Origin of the sequence: Halomonas sp. Mc5H-6, from assembly GCF_024124705.1 — a bacterium.
Lineage (GTDB): Bacteria > Pseudomonadota > Gammaproteobacteria > Pseudomonadales > Halomonadaceae > Vreelandella > Vreelandella subterranea.
Genome location: NZ_JAMXSI010000001.1, coordinates 154,155 through 172,533, shown reverse-complemented (window position 1 = coordinate 172,533; position 18,379 = coordinate 154,155). Strand labels below are relative to the sequence as shown.

Sequence of the window (18,379 nt, the reverse complement as noted above, 5' to 3'; positions counted from 1 at the left end):
TCGTCGCTCCTTCGTGATCATTACGCAAGTGCTTTTTCAACCACCTCGTATACATTACTCGAGAGCGGCTCGCGTTGAATGCGTTCAAGTTCTGACCGCATCAAGTCCTGCCGCGTTTCATCGAACCGCTGCCAACGGGTCAGCGGCGTTATCAGACGTGCCGCTATTTCCGGGTTCAACCGATTCAGCTCAATCACCACATCCGCCAGCAGGGCGTAGCCCTGCCCATCCAGTCGATGAAAGTTGACACGGTTCTGGGCAAAAGCACCAATCAGCGCGCGCACGCGATTGGGATTTTTCAACGAGAAGGCCGGATGGTCCATCAGGTACTTCACTCGATCGAGCACGTCCGGCTGGGGACGCGACACCTGAATCGTGAACCACTGATCCATGACCAGCGGGTCATGGGCCCACTTTTCACCGAAGGTCTTAAGCGCCGGAGAGGCCAGGTCGTCGCGGTCACTGTGAACCAGCAGCGTCAAGGCATGGCGAACATCGGTCATGTTGTGGTTCGCCGCAAACTGACCTTCGCAAAGCGCCACGCCCTGCTCGTCTTCGATCGACATCAGGTAGCTGAGCGCCACGTTCTTCAAGCTGCGCTGGGCAATCTGCTCAGGGGTCGGCGCATAGGGTTCACCGGAACGATTGGCCTCAAAGGTCGCCATGAACTCATCACGCAGCGCCATCGCCAGTGACTGTCGGACAAACTCTCGGGCTGCATGAATGGCATCGACGTCGACAATCGGCTGTTGCTCGGCGATGTACGCTTCCGAAGGTAGCGTAAGCATTTCGGCCAACACCGCCTTGTCCGACGGTGTGTTGCTCAATAGCGTTCGGAATGCCTCGACGACACGACTGTCCATTACCTTTTCAACACCATTGCGGTGAGCGGCAATCAAGTCATCAAGCGCCAGCATTGCCAGCCGCTGCCCGGCATCCCAGCGATTGAAGCCGTCGCTATCCTGGGTCAGCAGGAAGGCAAGATCTTCACGTGAATACGGGAAATGCAGCTTCACTGGGGCGGAGAAGTTACGTAGCAGCGAAGGCACCGGGGCCTCGGCCACGTCGGTAAATACGAAGGTCTGCTCGTCTTCGCGCAGATGGATCACGGTCTCTTTGCCGAGCTTTTCGCCTTCCAGAGTAAGCGCCAGGTCCTGGCCCGACTTGGTACCCACCAGGCCCATGGCGATGGGGATATGCAACGGCTCTTTATCCACCTGACCCGGCGTGGCGGGGGTCCGCTGACGCAGCGTCAAATGGTACTCGCCGTGGGCATAGTCATACTCGCCATGGGCATCGATTTCCGGGGTTCCCGCCTGGGAGTACCAGCGCATGAACTGACTGAGGTCGAGTCCCGAGGCCTCTGCCATGCAATCCACGAAGTCTTCGATGGTGACCGCCTGGCCGTCGAAGCGCGCAAAGTAACGATCCGCCCCCTGCCGAAAGGCGTCCCAGCCGACCAGATTGCACAACATGCGGACGATTTCAGCTCCCTTTTCATAAATGGTCAGCGTGTAGAAATTGGTGATCTCAATGTAGTGATCAGGCCGCACCGGGTGGGCCGTTGGTCCCGCATCTTCGGCAAACTGTGCCGTGCGGAAAAACGACACGTCCTGAATGCGCTTCACCGGCGCGGAGTTGGTCTCGGCCGAGAAGCACTGGTCGCGGAAGACCGTGAAGCCCTCTTTCAGGGACAGCTGAAACCAGTCGCGGCAGGTCACCCGGTTCCCCGACCAGTTGTGAAAGTATTCGTGGGCAACGATGCCCTCAACTGTCTGAAAGGCGCCATCGGTGGCCGTATCAGGATGGGCTAATACCGCCGCCGAATTAAAGATATTGAGGCCTTTGTTTTCCATGGCCCCCATGTTGAAGTCGTTGACCGCCACGATCATGAACAGATCAAGATCGTATTCACGCCCGTAAGCTTCCTCATCCCACGCCATGGCGCGCTTGAGTGACCCCATGGCATGATCGGTTTTCTGCAGGTTCTCCTCTTCCACCCAAAGCTGCAGCGTTACGTCTCGCCCGGACTGGGTGGTGAAGCGGTCTTCTACCTTATGCAGATCCCCAGCGACCAGAGCAAACAGGTAGCAGGGCTTGGGGTGCGGATCTTCCCAGACGGCAAAGTGACGACCGTTTTCAAGATCGCCTTGCTCAATCGGGTTACCGTTGGCGAGCAGGACGGGTTCGCGCTCGCGATCGCCTATGATGGTCACTTTAAAGGTCGACATCACATCCGGACGATCAGGGTAAAAGGTGATACGGCGGAACCCCTCCGCCTCACACTGGGTGCAAAACATGCCGTTGGATTGGTAAAGGCCTTCCAGGGCGGTGTTATCCTTGGGCGAGAGTTGCACCTCACTTTCCAGGGTAAAGCGCGCAGGCACCCGCTCGATACGGAGCCCCTCATCGCTTACCTGATAATCGTTATCCGCCAGTGGGCTACCATCAATCAGCAAGGCGTCAAGGGTCAGTTGCTCACCGTCAAGCTTGAGTGGTTCATCAGCATTGGCCGATGCTTGTCGCTCGATTTGCAGGCGCGCTTTTACTCGGGTCGCGGCGGGGTCAAGATCAAACGTCAGCTCGGTATGGGTCACCCGATAGGCGGGAGGCTGGTAATCGCTTAAATAGACCGGCTGCGGATCAGACATGATGAGAAACTCCTTATGGTCAGTGCTGTTATTGGCGGCTTACAGAGACTATCAGGGCGCGGGGTCAATCCCGGAAGTTATCGAACTGAAGCGGTAGTTCCGGTCCTCCCTCACCGCGCAATAGCGACATGACGCTTTGCAGGTCGTCACGCTTTTTACCTGTGACACGCACCTTTTCACCCTGAATTTGTGCCTGGACTTTAAGCTTGCTGGCCTTGATACGCTTGACCACGTCTTTTGCCTCGCTTTGATCCAGCCCCTGCTTGAGCGTTACCTCCTGACGAGCTTTGACACCCGATAGCACAGGGTCTTTAATGTCCATGCAACGTGCATCGATACCCCGCGCAATCAAGCGGTTACGCAACACATCCAGCATCTGCTTGAGCTGAAAATCGACCTCGGCTTCAAGCTGCACCGACTCCTTTTCAAGCGTAAAGGACGCATCTACCCCTTTGAAATCAAAGCGGGACTGAACTTCGCGGTTGGCCTGGTCGACGGCATTGGCCGCTTCGTGCTGATCAAACTCAGAGACAATATCAAATGAGGGCATAGACGGATTCCTGACAGGACATGACCCACTATTCTAGAGCAGCCAGCCCCCTACCGGCCAATTCTGTCGGTAGAAATCGCCAAAATACTGAATCCAGCCAACTTATCGTGGAATAAAAGGGGATACGCCTTGATGTTCAAGGCACGATGAATCGCTTAACCTAGGACACCGCATCCCCTATTCTCGACCCTGAGGAAAATCCATGTCTGACCGCAATACACGCCATAAAGCATCAATGGAAAAACTCAAGGCACGCGTCGATGAGAAGGTCGCGGATGCCACCGAGCAGCGTGGTCTGGTGCTCATCAACACCGGCAACGGCAAGGGCAAGACGACAGCGGCCTGGGGCACGGTGACCCGCGCTCTTGGCTACGGCTATAAAGTTGGCGTCGTTCAGTTTATCAAGGGGCTTTGGGAGTGCGGCGAGCGCAATCGACTGGAAGAAGACCCCAACCTGAGTGTTGCCATCATGGCCACCGGCTTTACCTGGGAAACGCAAAACCGTGAAGCGGATACCCAGGCATGCCAGGAGGTATGGCAAGACGCTGAGAAAATGCTGGCCGACTCCGACACCTACCTGGTGGTGCTGGACGAGATCACCTACATGCTCAAGTTTGGCTATCTGGATATTGCCACGGTCAAGGGCGCCATAGAAAAGCGGCCACGCGAACAGACCGTGATTATTACCGGTCGTAACGCCCACCGCGAACTCGTCGCCATGGCCGATACGGTGACCGAAATGCAGGAGGTCCGCCATGCCTTCAATAATGGCATCCAGGCGCGCCGGGGCATCGATTTTTAAGCGTTTGCATGAGACAGACCGAAAAAAGGGGCGAACACGTCGCCCCTTCCTACACGCCTCATACTAAAGGCTTTGCCCGCTATTCGGGCGGTTATTCATCGAACGGATTGCGCAGCACGATCGTTTCGATACGGTCCGGGCCAGTGGAAATAATATCGATACTGGTGCCGACTTTTTCTTCCAGGAAGCTGATGTAGGCCCGTGCATTGGCCGGCAGGTCTTCGACCTTTTTCACGCCCAGAGTCGACTCCTTCCAGCCAGGCAGGTCCTCATAGACCGGCTCGAGAGCTTCGTAGCCTTCCGAATCTACCGGCGTATCGAGCACGTCACCGTCTTTGCTGCGGTAACCAACGCAGACGCGGATATTTTCCAGCCCGTCGAGCACGTCCAGCTTGGTCAGACAGATACCCGACACCGAATTGATTTGCACCGCATGGCGAAGCGCGACGGCATCGAACCAGCCACAGCGCCGCGGACGACCGGTGGTAGCGCCGAACTCATGGCCCTTCTCGGCCAGATGGCGGCCGTGAGCGTCAAACAGCTCGGTGGGAAACGGACCCGACCCGACGCGGGTGGTGTAGGCTTTGGTGATACCCAGCACATAGTCCAGATACAGCGGACCAACGCCGGACCCCGTCGCCGTACCACCCGCGGTGGTATTGGAGCTGGTCACGAAGGGGTAGGTCCCGTGGTCGATATCCAGCAGCGACCCCTGGGCACCTTCGAAGAGAATATTCTCTCCGGCTTTGCGCAGATCGTGAACCATGCTTACCGTATCGCTCACCATGGGGCGCAGCTCTTCGGCCATCTGCATGGCGTTATCGAGCACCTTCTGGAAGTCCACAGCTGGCTCGCCGTGGTAATTGACCAGGACAAAGTTGTGGTAATCGAGCACTTCGCCCAGCTTGGAAGCAAACCGTTCACGGTGAAGCATATCACCCAGGCGCAACCCCCGGCGGGCAACCTTATCTTCATACGCGGGACCAATCCCCCGGCCTGTCGTGCCAATCTTGGCGATACCGCGGGCCTTTTCCCGCGCCTGATCCAGGCATACGTGGTATGGCAGGATCAACGGGCAGGCAGGCGATAAGCGCAGCCGTTCACGAACCGGAACGCCTTTGGCTTCAAGCTCGCGAATTTCCTTGATCAGCGCTTCCGGCGAGAGCACCACGCCATTGCCGATGATGCAGGTCTTGCCAGGCCGCAGCACGCCGGAAGGAATCAGGTGAAGCACGGTTTTTTCACCGTCGATCACCAGCGTATGACCCGCGTTATGACCACCCTGAAACCGCACCACCGCCGACGCTGACTCGGTCAGCAAATCAACGATCTTGCCCTTGCCTTCATCGCCCCACTGGGTTCCCAGGACTACGACATTCTTACCCATTATGCACTCGTCTCTTGTGTCAGTGTCGTTGGCTGCCAACGACCATCGATAAACTCAAGACGGCGGTCACAACCGTGTTCCGCCGGTCCCGTACGCTGCCCTGGTAGCGCCTGAATCACCCGCTCGCCCTGCTCACGCAGCACGGCAATGGCAGCATCAAGCGATGCGGCCTGCTCGGCGGGCGCCCATATTGCGCCTTGCGCCGGCGAGGCCACGTCCAGTGAGGCCAGTTGCTTCAAGTCCATCGAAAAGCCGGTTGCCGGGCGCGCACGACCAAAGGCACGCCCCGTATCATCGTAGCGACCGCCTTTCGCCAGGGCATGGCCGTAGCCTGGCACGTAGGCCGCAAACATCATGCCGGTGTGGTATTGATAGCCGCGCAACTCGGCCAGATCAAAATACAACGACACATCAAACTGTGCCAGCACGCCTTGATAGAGGGCATCCAGCTGGTCCAGCGCCGCGATCACCGATGCGGGTGCACCCGCCAAGCGTTCGCGCGCTTGAAGCAAAATATCGGCATCTCCATGCAGTTCGCCCAGGGCTAATAGCATCTCGGCCAAGGCAGGGTCTGTCACGCTGGCGCTGACGTTTTCTGCCAGCAGGCCCGGTGACTTCAGCGCCAGGGCGTCAAACAGCTGAGATTCCTGCTCGGCGTTCAATTCCGCCGCCTCTACCAGGCTCCGATAGATGCCGATGTGCCCCAGCGCCAGGTGGATCTCGTCGGCACCTGCCGCCTGCAGGCTGGACAACGCCAGGTGAATAATTTCCTTGTCGGCATCAAGCCCGGCGTGGCCAAACAGCTCGACTCCCACCTGGACGGGACTACGTCCCCCCTGGTGCTGATCTGCCTTGGCACGCAATACGTTGGTGCAATAGCACAGGCGCACCGGCCCCTGGCGTTTGAGCGAATGTGCGTCCATTCGCGCCACCTGCGGCGTGACATCCGCCGACGCGCCCATCATCCGCCCTGTCAACTGGTCGGTCAACTTGAAGGTCTGGAGGTCCAGGTCGGTTCCCGTGCCGGTAAGCAGAGAGTCCAGAAACTCCACCGGCGGTGGCATGACTTGGTCATAGCCCCAGACATGGTATAGATCCAGCAACGTCCGGCGTAGCTCTTCCATACGGCTTGCCTGAGGCGGCAGCACTTCGTCCATGCCGTCGGGCAATAGCCAGCGGTCAGCAATGGTCATGTGAACAATCCTGCGAGACGACAATAATGAAGGCCCAATGACATAGGGCCACAAAAAAACCGGGCGACGCCCGGTTGATAAAGTCTACCACGTTTTGTGACGCGTTGAACCCCGCCGGCGTCCGACGGGGCCTACGTCAAATGCTTAACTGTCTTCGTCGGGCATGGCGCTGCGCAGGTAGCGGAAGAAGTCGCTATCCGGCTCCAGTACCAGCAGGTTGTCATCACCCGAGAAGCTCTCACGATAGGCATTCAGACTGCGCCAGAAAGTGAAGAACTCCTGATCCTGACTGTAAGCTTCGGAGAAGATGGCGGCCGCTTGGGCATCACCTTCACCGCGCAAGGTTTCAGCACGCTCGTTAGCCTGGGCCAGCAGGACCTGACGGCGACGATCCGCGTTCGCACGGATACGCTCGGCCTCTTCTTGACCCTGGGCACGCCATTCCCGGGCTTCACGCTCGCGCTCTGAACGCATCCGCTCATAGACCGCGGCTGATACGTCGTCCGGCAGGTCGATCCGCTTGATACGGATATCGCGAATCGCCACGCCAAGCTCTTCGCGCATCAGTGCGTCGAGCTCCTCGGTCGGGCCATCCATCAGGTCGTCGCGCTCCTCGGCGATGATCTGCTGAAGGTTCAAGCGACCAAACTGGTTGCGCAGGCTTTCGTCAACGCGGGGCTGAATCAGGCGCGTCGCCATCATTTCATCCCCTGCGGTGGCCTCGTAGTAGCGAGTGGGATTGACCACCTGCCACTTCACGTAGGAATCGACAATGACCGCTTTCTGCTCTTGGGTCAGATAGCGGCTGGTATCGGTATCCAGCGTCAGCAGGCGGGTATCAAAAGTACGCACTGTCTGCGCAATTGGCATTTTGACGTGCAGGCCCGGCTGAATGTTCTCTTCGATGACCTCACCGAAGCGCAGTTTGACCGCACGTTCGGTTTCATCGACAACATACAGGCTGTTACTGGCAAGCCACGCAACGGCGGCAATGCCGCCAACGATTAGCAGGGATCGATTATTGATCATTTACCGGCCCTCCCTGCGGATAGAGCTGCTATTGGATGAGGAGTTGCTGCTCTGACTGCTGCTGTTACCGCTGCGCAGGCTTTCAAGCACCTGCGGATCAACACCGTCGCTGTTACTCTGCTGCGAAGCGGCGGCACCCTGGCGACGATTCAACTGCTCGAGCGGCAGGTACATCATCGGTGCGTTCTCACTCACATCAAGCAGCACCTTGGGCGTTTCGCCAAAGACATCTTCGATGGCTTCAATGTACATCCGCTCACGCATGATATCAGGCGAATTCTCGTACTCGGCGAGCAGCGAATTGAAGCGGTTGGCTTGACCCTGCGCTTCGGCCACGACCGATTCACGATAACCTTGGCCCTGTTCGACCAGCCGCTGCGCCTGACCCTGAGCCTCAGGGATGATCGAGTTGGCGTAGGCGATGCCCTGGTTGATCGTGCGCTGACGATCTTCACGGGCGCGGATCACGTCATCAAAGGCATCAATGACTGGCTGCGGGGCAGAGGTGGACTCGATGTTGATGGTCTGGAGCTGGATACCAGCGCCGTAGTTGTCCAGGTAGGACTGAAGACGGCTCGATACCGAACTGCCTAGAATTTCACGACCCGAGGTCAGGATATCGATCATGTCGGTTCCACCGACCACATGACGCAGCGATGAGTCGAGGGCGTTGTCCAGTGACAGCTCCGGGTCTCGTACATTGAGGACGAAATTTCGCGGATCGGCCACCTGATACTGAGCGGAAATTTCCACTTCAACGATGTTCTCATCCCGGGTCAGCATCGACTGGGTCTGGGTCAGCGAGCGCACACGCGTCACATTGACCATTCGCACTTCGTCGATCAAGGGTGGATTCCACTGAAGTCCAGGGGTAACGGTGTTCTGGTATTCGCCAAAACGAAGCACCACGCCACGCTCGGATTGATCCACTACATAAAAGCCCATTGCGGCCCAGATCGCCAATGCGACAATAATCAACAAACCCGGTAGCGCAAAGACATTACGAGGCTTGCCGCCGCCGCTACCCTTGTTACCACCGCCGCCAGACTTCTTGCCGCCACCGAGCATACCGCTCAGCTTATCCTGAAACTTTTTCAGCGCTTCATCGAGATCGGGTGGTCCTTGGTTGTTGCCTCCTTTGTTGCCGTTGTTGCCATCGTTATTTCCACCGCGGTTTCCACCGCCGTCGCTACCGCCTCGTCGGCCACCACCACTCCAAGGGTCATGCTGGTTGCCACCACCGGGCTCATTCCAGGCCATACTTCGTCTCCACTGAGGTATTCACTCACGCTCAGGCTCCGACGTTAACACGGGGCCAAAGCGCAATTTAGTATTATGCAATCTGGAGCTTGTTCGGTCACTGACCGGGCGCTCGTGCCCGCCCGCTGCCACGAGAGCTCACCATTCGCTCGTTTCGCGCAGATCGGCGGGCAAGTAGGTATTGGCGCGTTCGCCAAGCTGCGCCATCAACTGGTTAAAGTCGCGTCGCGGTAAACGCACGTTCAACACCGAACGTCCCTGTTCATCGAATGCTTCCTCCTGCACGGCATTCAATTCGTGAAGACCCGCACGCAGCTTGCCCTGCTCGGGGGCTAGCGTTAGCGAAAAGCCAATGACATCGCACGCCAGACGCTCCGTGAGCGCTTCGTGGAGTAACTCAAGCCCCTTGCCTTCCTGAGCTGAAAGCCACACGACATCGGGCCTTCCCTGTCCATCACGCTCAATGCGGGGCGCGCTGTCCAACTTGTCAATTTTATTCATGACCTTCAGGACCGGAACATCATCGGCACCAATTTCTTCCAGAACACGCTCGACCTGCTCAACGTTAAGGTCACGGTCAGGGTCAGCAGCATCGATGACATGCACCAGCAGGGTTGCTTCAGCCGCTTCCTGGAGCGTGGCCTGAAACGCTTCCACGAGCTTGTGGGGCAGGTGACGGATAAAACCGACGGTATCGGCCATCACGACGGGCCCTACATCTTCAATTTCCAGACGTCTCAATGTCGGGTCAAGCGTTGCGAACAACTGATCGGCAGCATACACGTGCGACTGCGTTAATGCATTGAAGAGGGTTGATTTTCCTGCGTTGGTATAGCCAACCAGCGAGACGCTGTGAATCTCAGCCCGCGCACGGGCTCGGCGGTTCTGCTCACGCTGGCTGCGCACTTTATCAAGTCGCTTGTTTATCGATTTGATACGGCCACGGAGGAGCCGCCGATCGGTTTCCAACTGTGTTTCACCCGGGCCGCGCAGACCAATACCGCCCTTCTGACGCTCCAGGTGAGTCCACCCGCGAATCAAGCGCGTGGATACGTATTCAAGCTGAGCAAGCTCAACCTGTAGCTTACCTTCATGGGTACGTGCACGCTGTGCAAAAATATCCAGAATCAGGCCCGTCCGGTCCAGCACGCGACATTTGAGCTCACGCTCGAGATTACGCTGCTGCGATGGGCCTAGGCCATGGTTAAAGATGACCAGCTCAGCCTGGTGAGCTGCGAGCATTGCCCGCAGCTCTTCCAACTTGCCCGACCCGATAAAAGTGCGCGAATCAGGGCGGTGTCGGCTGGCCGTGAGCAATGTCGCAGCTTCTGCACCGGCAGAACGTACGAGCTCTAAAAACTCACCCGGGTCTTCGCGCGCTTGCTCATCCTGAAAATCAACGTGAACAAGCACTGCCGTTTCACCGGCTTCAGGGCGTTCAAAAAACAATCAATACCTCATGGACTGTTTTGCTGATCCCACCGTGTTACTCATCTTCGTCCGGAGCGGCCGGATCTTGTGCAGGCAACCGCACATTTCGTGATGGTACGACGGTTGAAATCGCATGTTTATAAACCATCTGGCTGACGGTATTGCGCAGCAAGATGACAAACTGGTCAAACGATTCGATCTGGCCCTGCAGCTTGATGCCATTGACCAGAAAAATAGAGACCGGAATGCGCTCCTTGCGCAAAATATTCAGGTACGGGTCTTGAAGGGACTGCCCTTTGGACATGTTGCTCTCCCTAAAACTGTCGTTGGGGGTTAATTATGGATGGCGTGCCCAACTGGTGCTACGCCGACATCTTATTGGCCAAAGGCCTGCTCGCTCGGCCACTCGAAATCATGACTTACGAACCTTCTATCTTACGCTAAGCACCGCTTCCGCGCACGATTTTCAGTACCTTGTCCAAGGCGTCGGGCTGCAGAGTATCGATCCAATGCAGTGACGGCCAACGCCTCAGCCAAGTAATTTGCCGCTTGGCGAGCTGTCGGGTAGCGATGATGCCGCGCTCGCGTAGCATTGCGTCATCATAACGACCTTCCAGGTAATCCCAAACCTGTCGGTAACCAACGCTTTTAATGGCGGGCAAATTACCATGCAAGTCATCACGTTGTTTGAGGGCGGCGACTTCATCTATCAAGCCCTCTGCCAACATCATTTCAAACCGCTGTGCGATGCGCTGGTGCAATATCGCACGATCCGCGGGCAATAACCCTATCGACAATACCCGCCAGGGAAAGGTTTCCGGCTGCTGTTCAGCCCACAATGCGCTCATCGGACGACCGCTGGCGTAATACACTTCCAGAGCACGCATAAGGCGCTGAGGATCGTTGGGATGGATACGCTGCGCGGAAGGCGGATCCACTTCCGCCAATGTTCGATGCAGGGCTGAAAGCCCTTCTGCCTGCCACCTCGCTTCCAGCTCTTTGCGGATGGAAGCGTCCGCCGACGGCAGATTGGCGACACCTTCGATCAGGTGCTTGTAGTAAAGCATGGTACCGCCAACCAGCAACGGCACCTGGCCCGCCGCGCTGATTTGTCGCATCTCATCGAGCGCATCACAGCGAAAATCGGCCGCTGAATACGGCTCGGCCGGGTCGCGGACATCGATCAATCGGTGAGGCGCGCGGGCGAGCTCATCGGCACTGGGCTTGGCACTACCGATATCCATGCCACGATACACCATCGCCGAATCGACACTGATCAACGGGTAACCCAACCGCTCATGCAGCGCTATGGCCGTATCGGTTTTCCCCGAGGCGGTCGGCCCCATTAAAAAAATTGCCCAAGGGCGTGTATCAGCCATTCGCTGGTAAAACTCCGCTCACCATACCTAATCCCAACATAGCCGTTACTGACCGCGCATGAATAGCCTATCCAGGGCTTTCATGTCCATTTGCGTCCAGGTCGGACGACCATGATTGCACTGATCGCTACGTTCGGTACGTTCCATGTCGCGTAGCAGCGCATTCATTTCATCCAGCGTCAGTCGCCGATTGGCGCGTACGCTCCCATGGCATGCCATGGTCGATAACAGTTCGTGGATGCGCGCTTCGACCTGGTGTGTACGCCCGAAACGGGCCAGCTCTTCAAGCATTTCACGTACCAGCGCCTCGGGATCCGCCTGCGCAAGCATGGCCGGAAGCTGCCGCACCAGTAGGGTTTCGGGCCCCGCCACATCCAGCTCGACCCCCAGTTTGGCGATCGCATCGCGTTCACTTTCCACGGTGGCCACTTCGCTGCGGCTGGCGGCCAATGACACGGGCACCAGTAACGGCTGGGTGTCGATCCCCTGTGACGCCGCCAACTGGTTTTTCATGCGCTCGTAGACAATGCGCTCGTGGGCGGCATGCATGTCCACCAACACCAGGCCATGGACGTTCTGCGCCAATATATAGACCCCATGAAGCTGACCGAGGGCAAACCCCAGCGGCGGCGCACTGGTAGGATCAGCCTCCGGCATGGCCAGCGGCACTTCGCGCACGTCACCCTGTGCCTTGCCTGGCGCGCCCTCATGGGCAGTCGGCTGGGGCGTCAGCAATGTCTCTTCATGGTCAGGGTGCAACGCCTGATACCCTTGCATGAAACGGCGCACCCGTTCGCCACCCGGGTGCCGGTCGGCTGATGGAGACGCTGAGGGTGACAGCGCCATGCCCTGCTGTTGCCAGCGGGCAGACTCGCCCGGCGTCTCTTCGGGGGTCGTTGCCTGAGATGACGAAGCCGCGCTTGTGTCTTCGGCGTTGGGCCGGGCGTCTGCCAGGCTGTGATGCAGGCTTGAATAAAGAAAGTCGTGCACCATCCGCCCGTCGCGGAAACGCACCTCGTGCTTGGTAGGATGAACATTGACATCCACCACATCGGGGTCAAGCGTCAAGTAAAGAACAAAGACCGGGTGGCGCCCGTTGTAGAGAACATCGCGGTACGCCTGTCGAACGGCATGCGCAACCAGCCGATCGCGCACCACCCGGCCGTTAACAAAAAAGTATTGTTGATCCGCCTGGGCGCGGGAGTGAGTGGGCAGGCCTACCCAGCCGCTCAGGCGAAGTGCCCCGGCTTCGCGCTCGATATAGCGTGCGTGCTCAATAAAGTTATTGCCGAGCAGCGAGGCAATGCGTCGCTCACGGGCCGCTTCCGTATCGCCAGGTGGCAGTTGATGGACCACTTTCTGATTATGTCGCAGGGTCCAGGCGATGTCGTAGCGCGATAGAGCCTGGCGGCGGAAAGCTTCCTCGACGTGGGCAAATTCGGTTTTTTCGGTACGTAGAAATTTACGTCGCGCGGGGGTATTAAAAAACAGGTCGCGAACCGACACGCTGGTGCCTCGAGGATGAGGCGCCGGCGTTACCCGCGTCTCCATACCACGCCCTTCAGCCACCACTCGCCAACCCTGGCGCGGGTCGTCCAGCGCATTGGACACCAGCTCCAGGCGCGATACCGAGCTGATTGACGCCAGTGCTTCGCCGCGAAAACCCAGTGAGCTGACGCCTTCCAGGTCTTCCAGACTATCGATTTTGCTGGTGGCATGGCGGGCAAGCGCCAACGGCAGATCCTGCTCACCGATGCCGATACCATCGTCGCGAATCTTGATGAGCCGCGCCCCGCCCGCTTCAATATCGACTTCGATGCGCTGGCTGCCTGCGTCAATGGCGTTTTCGATCAATTCCTTGGTCACCGAGGCCGGTCGCTCGACCACTTCCCCAGCGGCAATCTGGTTCGCCAACCGGGGATCCAAGACGTGTATGCGCGGCATAGTGGACGTTGTTTCAGGCAAGACAGAACCTCATGAGCTGGGAATACGCAATACTTGACCCACCCGGATAACATCCCCGTTGAGGTCGTTCGCCTGCTTTAACTGGTTCACCGGCACGCCGTGGCGCACGGCAATCGCCGACAGCGTATCGCCGGACTGGATGCGGTACTCGTCGCCGCTTGGGCGGCGCTGATTATCCCGCTGCCAGGCTAGCAGGCTTGCCGGCGGCGGATAGCGTTCGAAATGGCTCTTCAGACCGCTGAAAACCGCTTCGGCTACCTGCTGCTGATGGACGGGGTCCCGCAAGCGTCGCTCTTCGTCAGGGTTGGAGATAAAGCCAGTCTCGATCAGCAGTGAAGGGATATCGGGCGACTTCAGCACCATAAAGCCCGCTTGTTCAACCCGCGACTTATGCAGCCGGTTAACCCGGCTCAGTTGATCAAGCACCTGACCGCCGATCGACAGCGAGTCGTTGAGTGTCGCCGTCATGGTTAAATCCAGCAGCACCCCCCGCAACACCTGGTCTTTATCGCGCAGAGACAGGTTGCCATCCACCCCACCAATCAGGTCGGAGCGGTTTTCGCTGTCGGCCAGCCACTGCGCCGTTTCTGAGGTTGCGCCGCGCTGGGACAGCGCATACACCGAGCTTCCCTGAGGGCGCGGACTGTTAAACGCATCGGCGTGAATCGAGACAAAAAAGTCGGCTTTCTGTTCACGGGCAAGCTGGGTTCGTTGACGCAGTCCAAGGTAATAGTCGCCATCGCGAATCAGCACCGCTTTGAAACCCTCGGCCGCATTGATGGTATCGGCCAGGCGTTGGCTAATATCGAGTACGACGTCTTTTTCACGGGTGCCTGACGGGCCGATTGCCCCTGGGTCTTCACCACCATGGCCTGCATCCACGGCGATAATGATATCGCGTCTGGGATGCGGCTTGGCTTCTTCGGATGTCGACAGCTCGCTCGGTGTCGATGAAGTCGCTTGTTCACTGTCGCCCACTTCCGCCTGGGCACTGGCGCGTCGCGCTTGAATTTCCTGCTCGCGAATCATCGCCTCGATAGGGTCGATAGGGTTTTCCACCGCACTTTCACCAGGGTACTCCAGATCGACCACAAGCCGGTGCCCGTATTGGTCGTTGGGTGCCAGTGTAAAATGACGCGGCTCAACCTCACGATTGAGCTCGAGGACCACGCGCAGCCCGTTACCTTCACGGGTACCGGTGCGCAGCGCGCTGATGGCGCTGTCTTCAAGCGACAGGCTATCAGGGTCAGCTTCAAGCTGGCTGTTTTCCAGGTCGATGACCAGCCGAGCGGGATTTTCCAGGGAAAATACGTCAGCCGATGTCGCACCCGACAGGTCGAAAACCAGGCGCGCATGGTCAGGCGCCGCCCAGAGCCGCATGCCCTCGACGGTAGCCGCCTGAAGCGACGTCCAAAGACCCGCCGATATGATCGCCACAAGACTCAGCGCCATCTGGCGCAATGACAACACTTTCATCACCTTTGCACTGATCCCCATCGCGCTTATGACCATTGAAACACACCGTCCTGCCGGGGACAGCCAGACAAGCGGTCAGCTAACGTGGCCAGCACCTTTTCGCCGAAGTCGCTACCGGCACTTAGCCGGGCTCTGCGTCCGGGCTCGTCCACCGCCAATTGCAGGCAGACATCCGCCGCGGGCAGCCAGCCCTCGCCCCGGCTTGCCCATTCAATCAAGCACAGCGCATCATCTGCCAATACCTCACGCCCGCCGATAAACTCTAGCTCCTCAGGGTCAGACAAGCGGTACAGGTCCAGATGATAAAGCCGCTGGCCTGCCAGTTCATAAGGCTCTACCAGCGTATAAGTGGGGCTCTTGACCGCCCCCTGATAGCCATAGGCCCGCAATACACCGCGGGTCAGCGTCGTTTTTCCTGCGCCCAAGTCGCCTTCCAGATAAATACGCCCGCGTCCCTGCAATACGTTACCCAGGGCTTCACCGAAAGCGACCTGAGCTTGTTCATTATCCAGTTGCACCTGCATTTGGGCTGCCTTCACGGGTTAATTAATTCTCGCGCATAGAATGCCAGATCGCTCGCCAGCAAGCCACGCTCACCGAACGCTGCCGCCGCTCGATCTGCCGCCAACGCATGCACCAGGGTGCCTAGCCAGGCACTGGTTTCGACATCACCCCGCTGGGCAATCAGCGCGCCCAGCATCCCGCTCAGCGCATCCCCCATGCCGCCACTGGCCATGCCAGGATTGCCATAGGGACATACCATCAAGCCGCCGGGGCCTGCCACCAGGCTGCCCGCCCCCTTGAGTATCACCACGCCACCCCGGGCACGCTGGAGCGCCTGAGCCGCGGCCGGTCGATCCGTCTGGATATCCTCCACCGAACAGCCCAGTAAATGGGCTGCCTCGCCTGGATGAGGCGTAAGCACCCAGTCATCACGGCGTAAATCAGGCCAGTGCCGTGCCAACAGCGTCAACCCATCGGCATCGATGACCAGCGGCACGCTCGCCTGCAGCGCACTCTGCAGCACCGCCTGCCCCCAGGCAGCCTGCCCAAGTCCGGGCCCGACTACCACCACATCGGCCTGGTGCGGCAGTTCACTGGCGTCCGCTCCGCCGCGAATCGCATGAGCCATGACTTCCGGGCAACGCACCAGACTGGCGGTAATGTGCTCGGCAGCCGTTGCCAGACTGACTTTACCCGCCCCCAAGCGCGCCGCGGCCTGAGATGCCAGCAACGCCGCACCGCCGAAGCCTGGCGCGCCCCCCATGACCAATACGTGCCCCATACGGCCTTTGTGACTGGTCCGCGAGCGGGGTCTGAACGCCTCGCTGAGCATGTCTTCATCAAGGCGCCAGGCGGTGGGCGGAATGTCAAAAAACGCCTGGGCCTTGACACTCAGCGGACGGAAGTCGATTTCGCCCGTGTAAGCGGGCGCTTCTCCGGTATGCAGACCAATCTTGTCGCCGATAAACGTCACCGTGCAGGCGGCTTCCACCGCCACGCCAAGTACCGCCCCCGTATCGGCCGCCAGCCCTGACGGAATATCAATCGATAACACCGGCTGGGAAGCTGCATTGATCAGCTCAATAGCCCGCTGATAGCGCCCCGACACCTCGCCATTCAGGCCGGTGCCCAGCAGTGCATCGACGATCACTTCACCCGACAACACCGTCGCGGGATGCCACTCCTCGCAGCTCACGCCAGCTTGGCTGGCCAGTTGCGCGGCACGAAAAGCATCGCCCTTCAGTTCGTCCAGCGGCTTTAACGAAATACGCTGGACCTTGAGCCCCGACTGCATCGCCAGTGCCGCCAGCACATGGCCATCACCGCCATTATTGCCGCTGCCGCACAGCACCGTGACGCTACGCGCCTGGGGCCAGCGGGAGCGGAAACTGTGCCACGCACTCGAAGCCGCGCGCTGCATCAAGGCAAAACCATCAATGCCCCCGGCAATCGTGCGCCGATCAAGCTCGCGCACTTGAGCCGCTTTATAAAGAGGGCGTAACGTAGACGTTGTTAAGCGAGACACGATCTCTCCTTTCGCATGTTGTAAGGCCCGGCAATGCGATAGCATAGCTTGGCTGACGCCTAACCGTTGAGTATCGACACCCAATTCCTCTGGCTTTTCTTTTTTTGCGACAAGCGACGCACTCTCCATGCTTTCAGACGACACCCTTGCAGGCCTTGCCGATCTCATTAAAACCTGGGGGCGTGAGCTTGGCTTTCAGCAGGTGGGCATTACCGACACCCAACTGGAGGCCCATGAAGCGCACCTCAACGCCTGGCTGGACAAAGGGTACCACGGTGAAATGGGCTTTATGGCCAAACACGGTACCAAGCGTACCCGCCCGGCCGAACTGGAACCCGGTACGCAGCGGGTGATCAGCGTGCGCATGGATTACCTCCCCGCCGAGGTGGAAAGCACCAAGGTGCTCGGCCAACCCCACCGCGCCTATGTGTCGCGCTATGCCCTTGGCCGGGACTATCACAAATTGATGCGCAAGCGCCTGGCACAGTTGGCGAAACAGATCGAGCACGAGGTCGGTGCGTTTGGCTACCGTGCCTTTGTCGATTCTGCACCGGTCATGGAACGGGCGCTGGCTCAGAAAGCCGGCCTTGGCTGGTTTGGCAAGAACGCCATGCTGCTCAATCCCAAGGCCGGCTCGCTGTTTTTCCTGGGCGAGCTGTACACTGACCTGCCACTGCCCGTCGATGCCCCCTTTGAAGAAGAACACTGCGGCAGTTGCAGCGCCTGCCGCACCGCCTGCCCCACCGGCGCCATCGTCGATGACAAGGTCATTGATTCACGCAAGTGCATTTCGTACCTGACGATCGAGCTGCACGGTAGCATTCCCGTTGAGTATCGGCGTGCCATGGGTAACCGCATTTATGGCTGCGACGACTGCCAACTGGTATGCCCCTTCACCCGCTTTACACGCGCGACCCAGGAAGACGATTTCGCGCCGCGCCATGATCTTGACCGCGCCTCGCTGGTTCGCCTGTTTGCCTGGGGAGAAGAGGAGTTCCTGGCCAAAACCGCAGGCAGCCCCATCCGCCGCATCGGCTACGAGCGCTGGCTGCGTAATATTGCTGTTAGCCTTGGCAATGCGCCCTGGAGCGAAGCCGTTGAGACGGCACTCTGGGCACGGCGCGCCTACCCCAGCGCCCTGGTACGCGAACACGTTGCCTGGGCGCTGGAAGAACAGCGCTTCAAGCGCGCAACACGCATTGCCACCGCCGCCTCCTAGCCGTCAGT

At 58.8% G+C, this 18,379-nt stretch carries 15 protein-coding genes; 2 read left to right on the top strand and 13 right to left on the bottom strand.

Annotated features, from left to right (window positions below; all coding sequences use genetic code 11):
• Positions 1–20 precede the first annotated feature (20 nt).
• Both pepN and NH395_RS00760 read right to left on the bottom strand, forming a co-directional pair.
• A complete protein-coding gene (gene pepN, locus NH395_RS00765; RefSeq protein ID WP_253021701.1) occupies positions 21–2,651 on the bottom strand; it encodes an aminopeptidase N in 2,631 nt (876 codons plus the stop codon).
• A gap of 64 nt (positions 2,652–2,715) precedes the next feature.
• A complete protein-coding gene (locus tag NH395_RS00760) occupies positions 2,716–3,201 on the bottom strand; it encodes a YajQ family cyclic di-GMP-binding protein (RefSeq protein ID WP_253021699.1) in 486 nt (161 codons plus the stop codon).
• Between the two features lie 202 nt (positions 3,202–3,403).
• Between NH395_RS00760 and cobO the strand changes: the two genes are divergently transcribed.
• The gene (cobO, locus tag NH395_RS00755; protein ID WP_253021697.1) at positions 3,404–4,003 is read left to right on the top strand and encodes a cob(I)yrinic acid a,c-diamide adenosyltransferase; all 600 of its coding nucleotides are present in this window, start codon (positions 3,404–3,406) and stop codon (positions 4,001–4,003) included.
• Between the two features lie 91 nt (positions 4,004–4,094).
• Here the strand turns inward: cobO and NH395_RS00750 are convergent, their stop codons facing one another.
• From NH395_RS00750 to NH395_RS00700, 11 genes are all read right to left on the bottom strand, one after another.
• Complete coding sequence (locus NH395_RS00750; RefSeq protein ID WP_092825399.1) at positions 4,095–5,390, bottom strand: adenylosuccinate synthase; 1,296 nt, start codon at positions 5,388–5,390, stop codon at positions 4,095–4,097.
• On the bottom strand, positions 5,390–6,583 hold the full coding sequence (locus NH395_RS00745; protein WP_253021695.1) for an ATP phosphoribosyltransferase regulatory subunit: 1,194 nt from the start codon (positions 6,581–6,583) through the stop codon (positions 5,390–5,392). Before NH395_RS00745 ends, NH395_RS00750 begins: the two co-directional genes overlap by 1 nt.
• Before the next feature lie 144 nt (positions 6,584–6,727).
• Complete coding sequence (hflC, locus tag NH395_RS00740; RefSeq protein WP_253021693.1) at positions 6,728–7,612, bottom strand: protease modulator HflC; 885 nt, start codon at positions 7,610–7,612, stop codon at positions 6,728–6,730.
• Entirely contained in the window at positions 7,613–8,872 is a 1,260-nt protein-coding gene (gene hflK / locus NH395_RS00735; protein ID WP_253021691.1) for an FtsH protease activity modulator HflK, read from the bottom strand.
• Positions 8,873–9,010: 138 nt separating this feature from the next.
• On the bottom strand, positions 9,011–10,321 hold the full coding sequence (hflX, locus tag NH395_RS00730; protein WP_253021688.1) for a ribosome rescue GTPase HflX: 1,311 nt from the start codon (positions 10,319–10,321) through the stop codon (positions 9,011–9,013).
• Between the two features lie 37 nt (positions 10,322–10,358).
• On the bottom strand, positions 10,359–10,607 hold the full coding sequence (gene hfq / locus NH395_RS00725; RefSeq protein WP_066321194.1) for an RNA chaperone Hfq: 249 nt from the start codon (positions 10,605–10,607) through the stop codon (positions 10,359–10,361).
• Between the two features lie 136 nt (positions 10,608–10,743).
• Complete coding sequence (gene miaA / locus NH395_RS00720; protein WP_253021686.1) at positions 10,744–11,682, bottom strand: tRNA (adenosine(37)-N6)-dimethylallyltransferase MiaA; 939 nt, start codon at positions 11,680–11,682, stop codon at positions 10,744–10,746.
• Between the two features lie 45 nt (positions 11,683–11,727).
• Complete coding sequence (gene mutL / locus NH395_RS00715) at positions 11,728–13,626, bottom strand: DNA mismatch repair endonuclease MutL (RefSeq protein ID WP_253022405.1); 1,899 nt, start codon at positions 13,624–13,626, stop codon at positions 11,728–11,730.
• Positions 13,627–13,656: 30 nt separating this feature from the next.
• The gene (locus tag NH395_RS00710; protein ID WP_253022404.1) at positions 13,657–15,099 is read right to left on the bottom strand and encodes an N-acetylmuramoyl-L-alanine amidase; all 1,443 of its coding nucleotides are present in this window, start codon (positions 15,097–15,099) and stop codon (positions 13,657–13,659) included.
• A gap of 50 nt (positions 15,100–15,149) precedes the next feature.
• A complete protein-coding gene (gene tsaE, locus NH395_RS00705) occupies positions 15,150–15,647 on the bottom strand; it encodes a tRNA (adenosine(37)-N6)-threonylcarbamoyltransferase complex ATPase subunit type 1 TsaE (RefSeq protein WP_066321198.1) in 498 nt (165 codons plus the stop codon).
• Between the two features lie 11 nt (positions 15,648–15,658).
• The gene (locus NH395_RS00700) at positions 15,659–17,152 is read right to left on the bottom strand and encodes an NAD(P)H-hydrate dehydratase (protein ID WP_253021684.1); all 1,494 of its coding nucleotides are present in this window, start codon (positions 17,150–17,152) and stop codon (positions 15,659–15,661) included.
• Between the two features lie 127 nt (positions 17,153–17,279).
• Here NH395_RS00700 and queG point away from each other — a divergent pair, with 127 nt between their 5' ends.
• Positions 17,280–18,371 (top strand): tRNA epoxyqueuosine(34) reductase QueG, encoded by a 1,092-nt coding sequence (gene queG / locus NH395_RS00695; protein WP_253021682.1) that lies wholly within the window; start codon positions 17,280–17,282, stop codon positions 18,369–18,371.
• The last annotated feature ends 8 nt before the right edge of the window (positions 18,372–18,379 follow it).

Excerpts from the sequence above, each read along its gene's own strand:
- NH395_RS00710 (WP_253022404.1), bottom strand. The coding sequence starts at position 15,099 with ATGGCGCTGAGTCTTGTGGCGATCATATCGGCGGGTCTTTGGACGTCG.
- miaA (WP_253021686.1), bottom strand. The coding sequence starts at position 11,682 with ATGGCTGATACACGCCCTTGGGCAATTTTTTTAATGGGGCCGACCGCC.
- NH395_RS00760 (WP_253021699.1), bottom strand. The coding sequence starts at position 3,201 with ATGCCCTCATTTGATATTGTCTCTGAGTTTGATCAGCACGAAGCGGCC.
- mutL (WP_253022405.1), bottom strand. The coding sequence starts at position 13,626 with ATGCCGCGCATACACGTCTTGGATCCCCGGTTGGCGAACCAGATTGCC.
- hflK (WP_253021691.1), bottom strand. The coding sequence starts at position 8,872 with ATGGCCTGGAATGAGCCCGGTGGTGGCAACCAGCATGACCCTTGGAGT.
- NH395_RS00750 (WP_092825399.1), bottom strand. The coding sequence starts at position 5,390 with ATGGGTAAGAATGTCGTAGTCCTGGGAACCCAGTGGGGCGATGAAGGC.
- NH395_RS00745 (WP_253021695.1), bottom strand. The coding sequence starts at position 6,583 with ATGACCATTGCTGACCGCTGGCTATTGCCCGACGGCATGGACGAAGTG.
- cobO (WP_253021697.1), top strand. The coding sequence starts at position 3,404 with ATGTCTGACCGCAATACACGCCATAAAGCATCAATGGAAAAACTCAAG.
- tsaE (WP_066321198.1), bottom strand. The coding sequence starts at position 15,647 with ATGCAGGTGCAACTGGATAATGAACAAGCTCAGGTCGCTTTCGGTGAA.
- hfq (WP_066321194.1), bottom strand. The coding sequence starts at position 10,607 with ATGTCCAAAGGGCAGTCCCTTCAAGACCCGTACCTGAATATTTTGCGC.
- hflC (WP_253021693.1), bottom strand. The coding sequence starts at position 7,612 with ATGATCAATAATCGATCCCTGCTAATCGTTGGCGGCATTGCCGCCGTT.
- queG (WP_253021682.1), top strand. The coding sequence starts at position 17,280 with ATGCTTTCAGACGACACCCTTGCAGGCCTTGCCGATCTCATTAAAACC.
- pepN (WP_253021701.1), bottom strand. The coding sequence starts at position 2,651 with ATGTCTGATCCGCAGCCGGTCTATTTAAGCGATTACCAGCCTCCCGCC.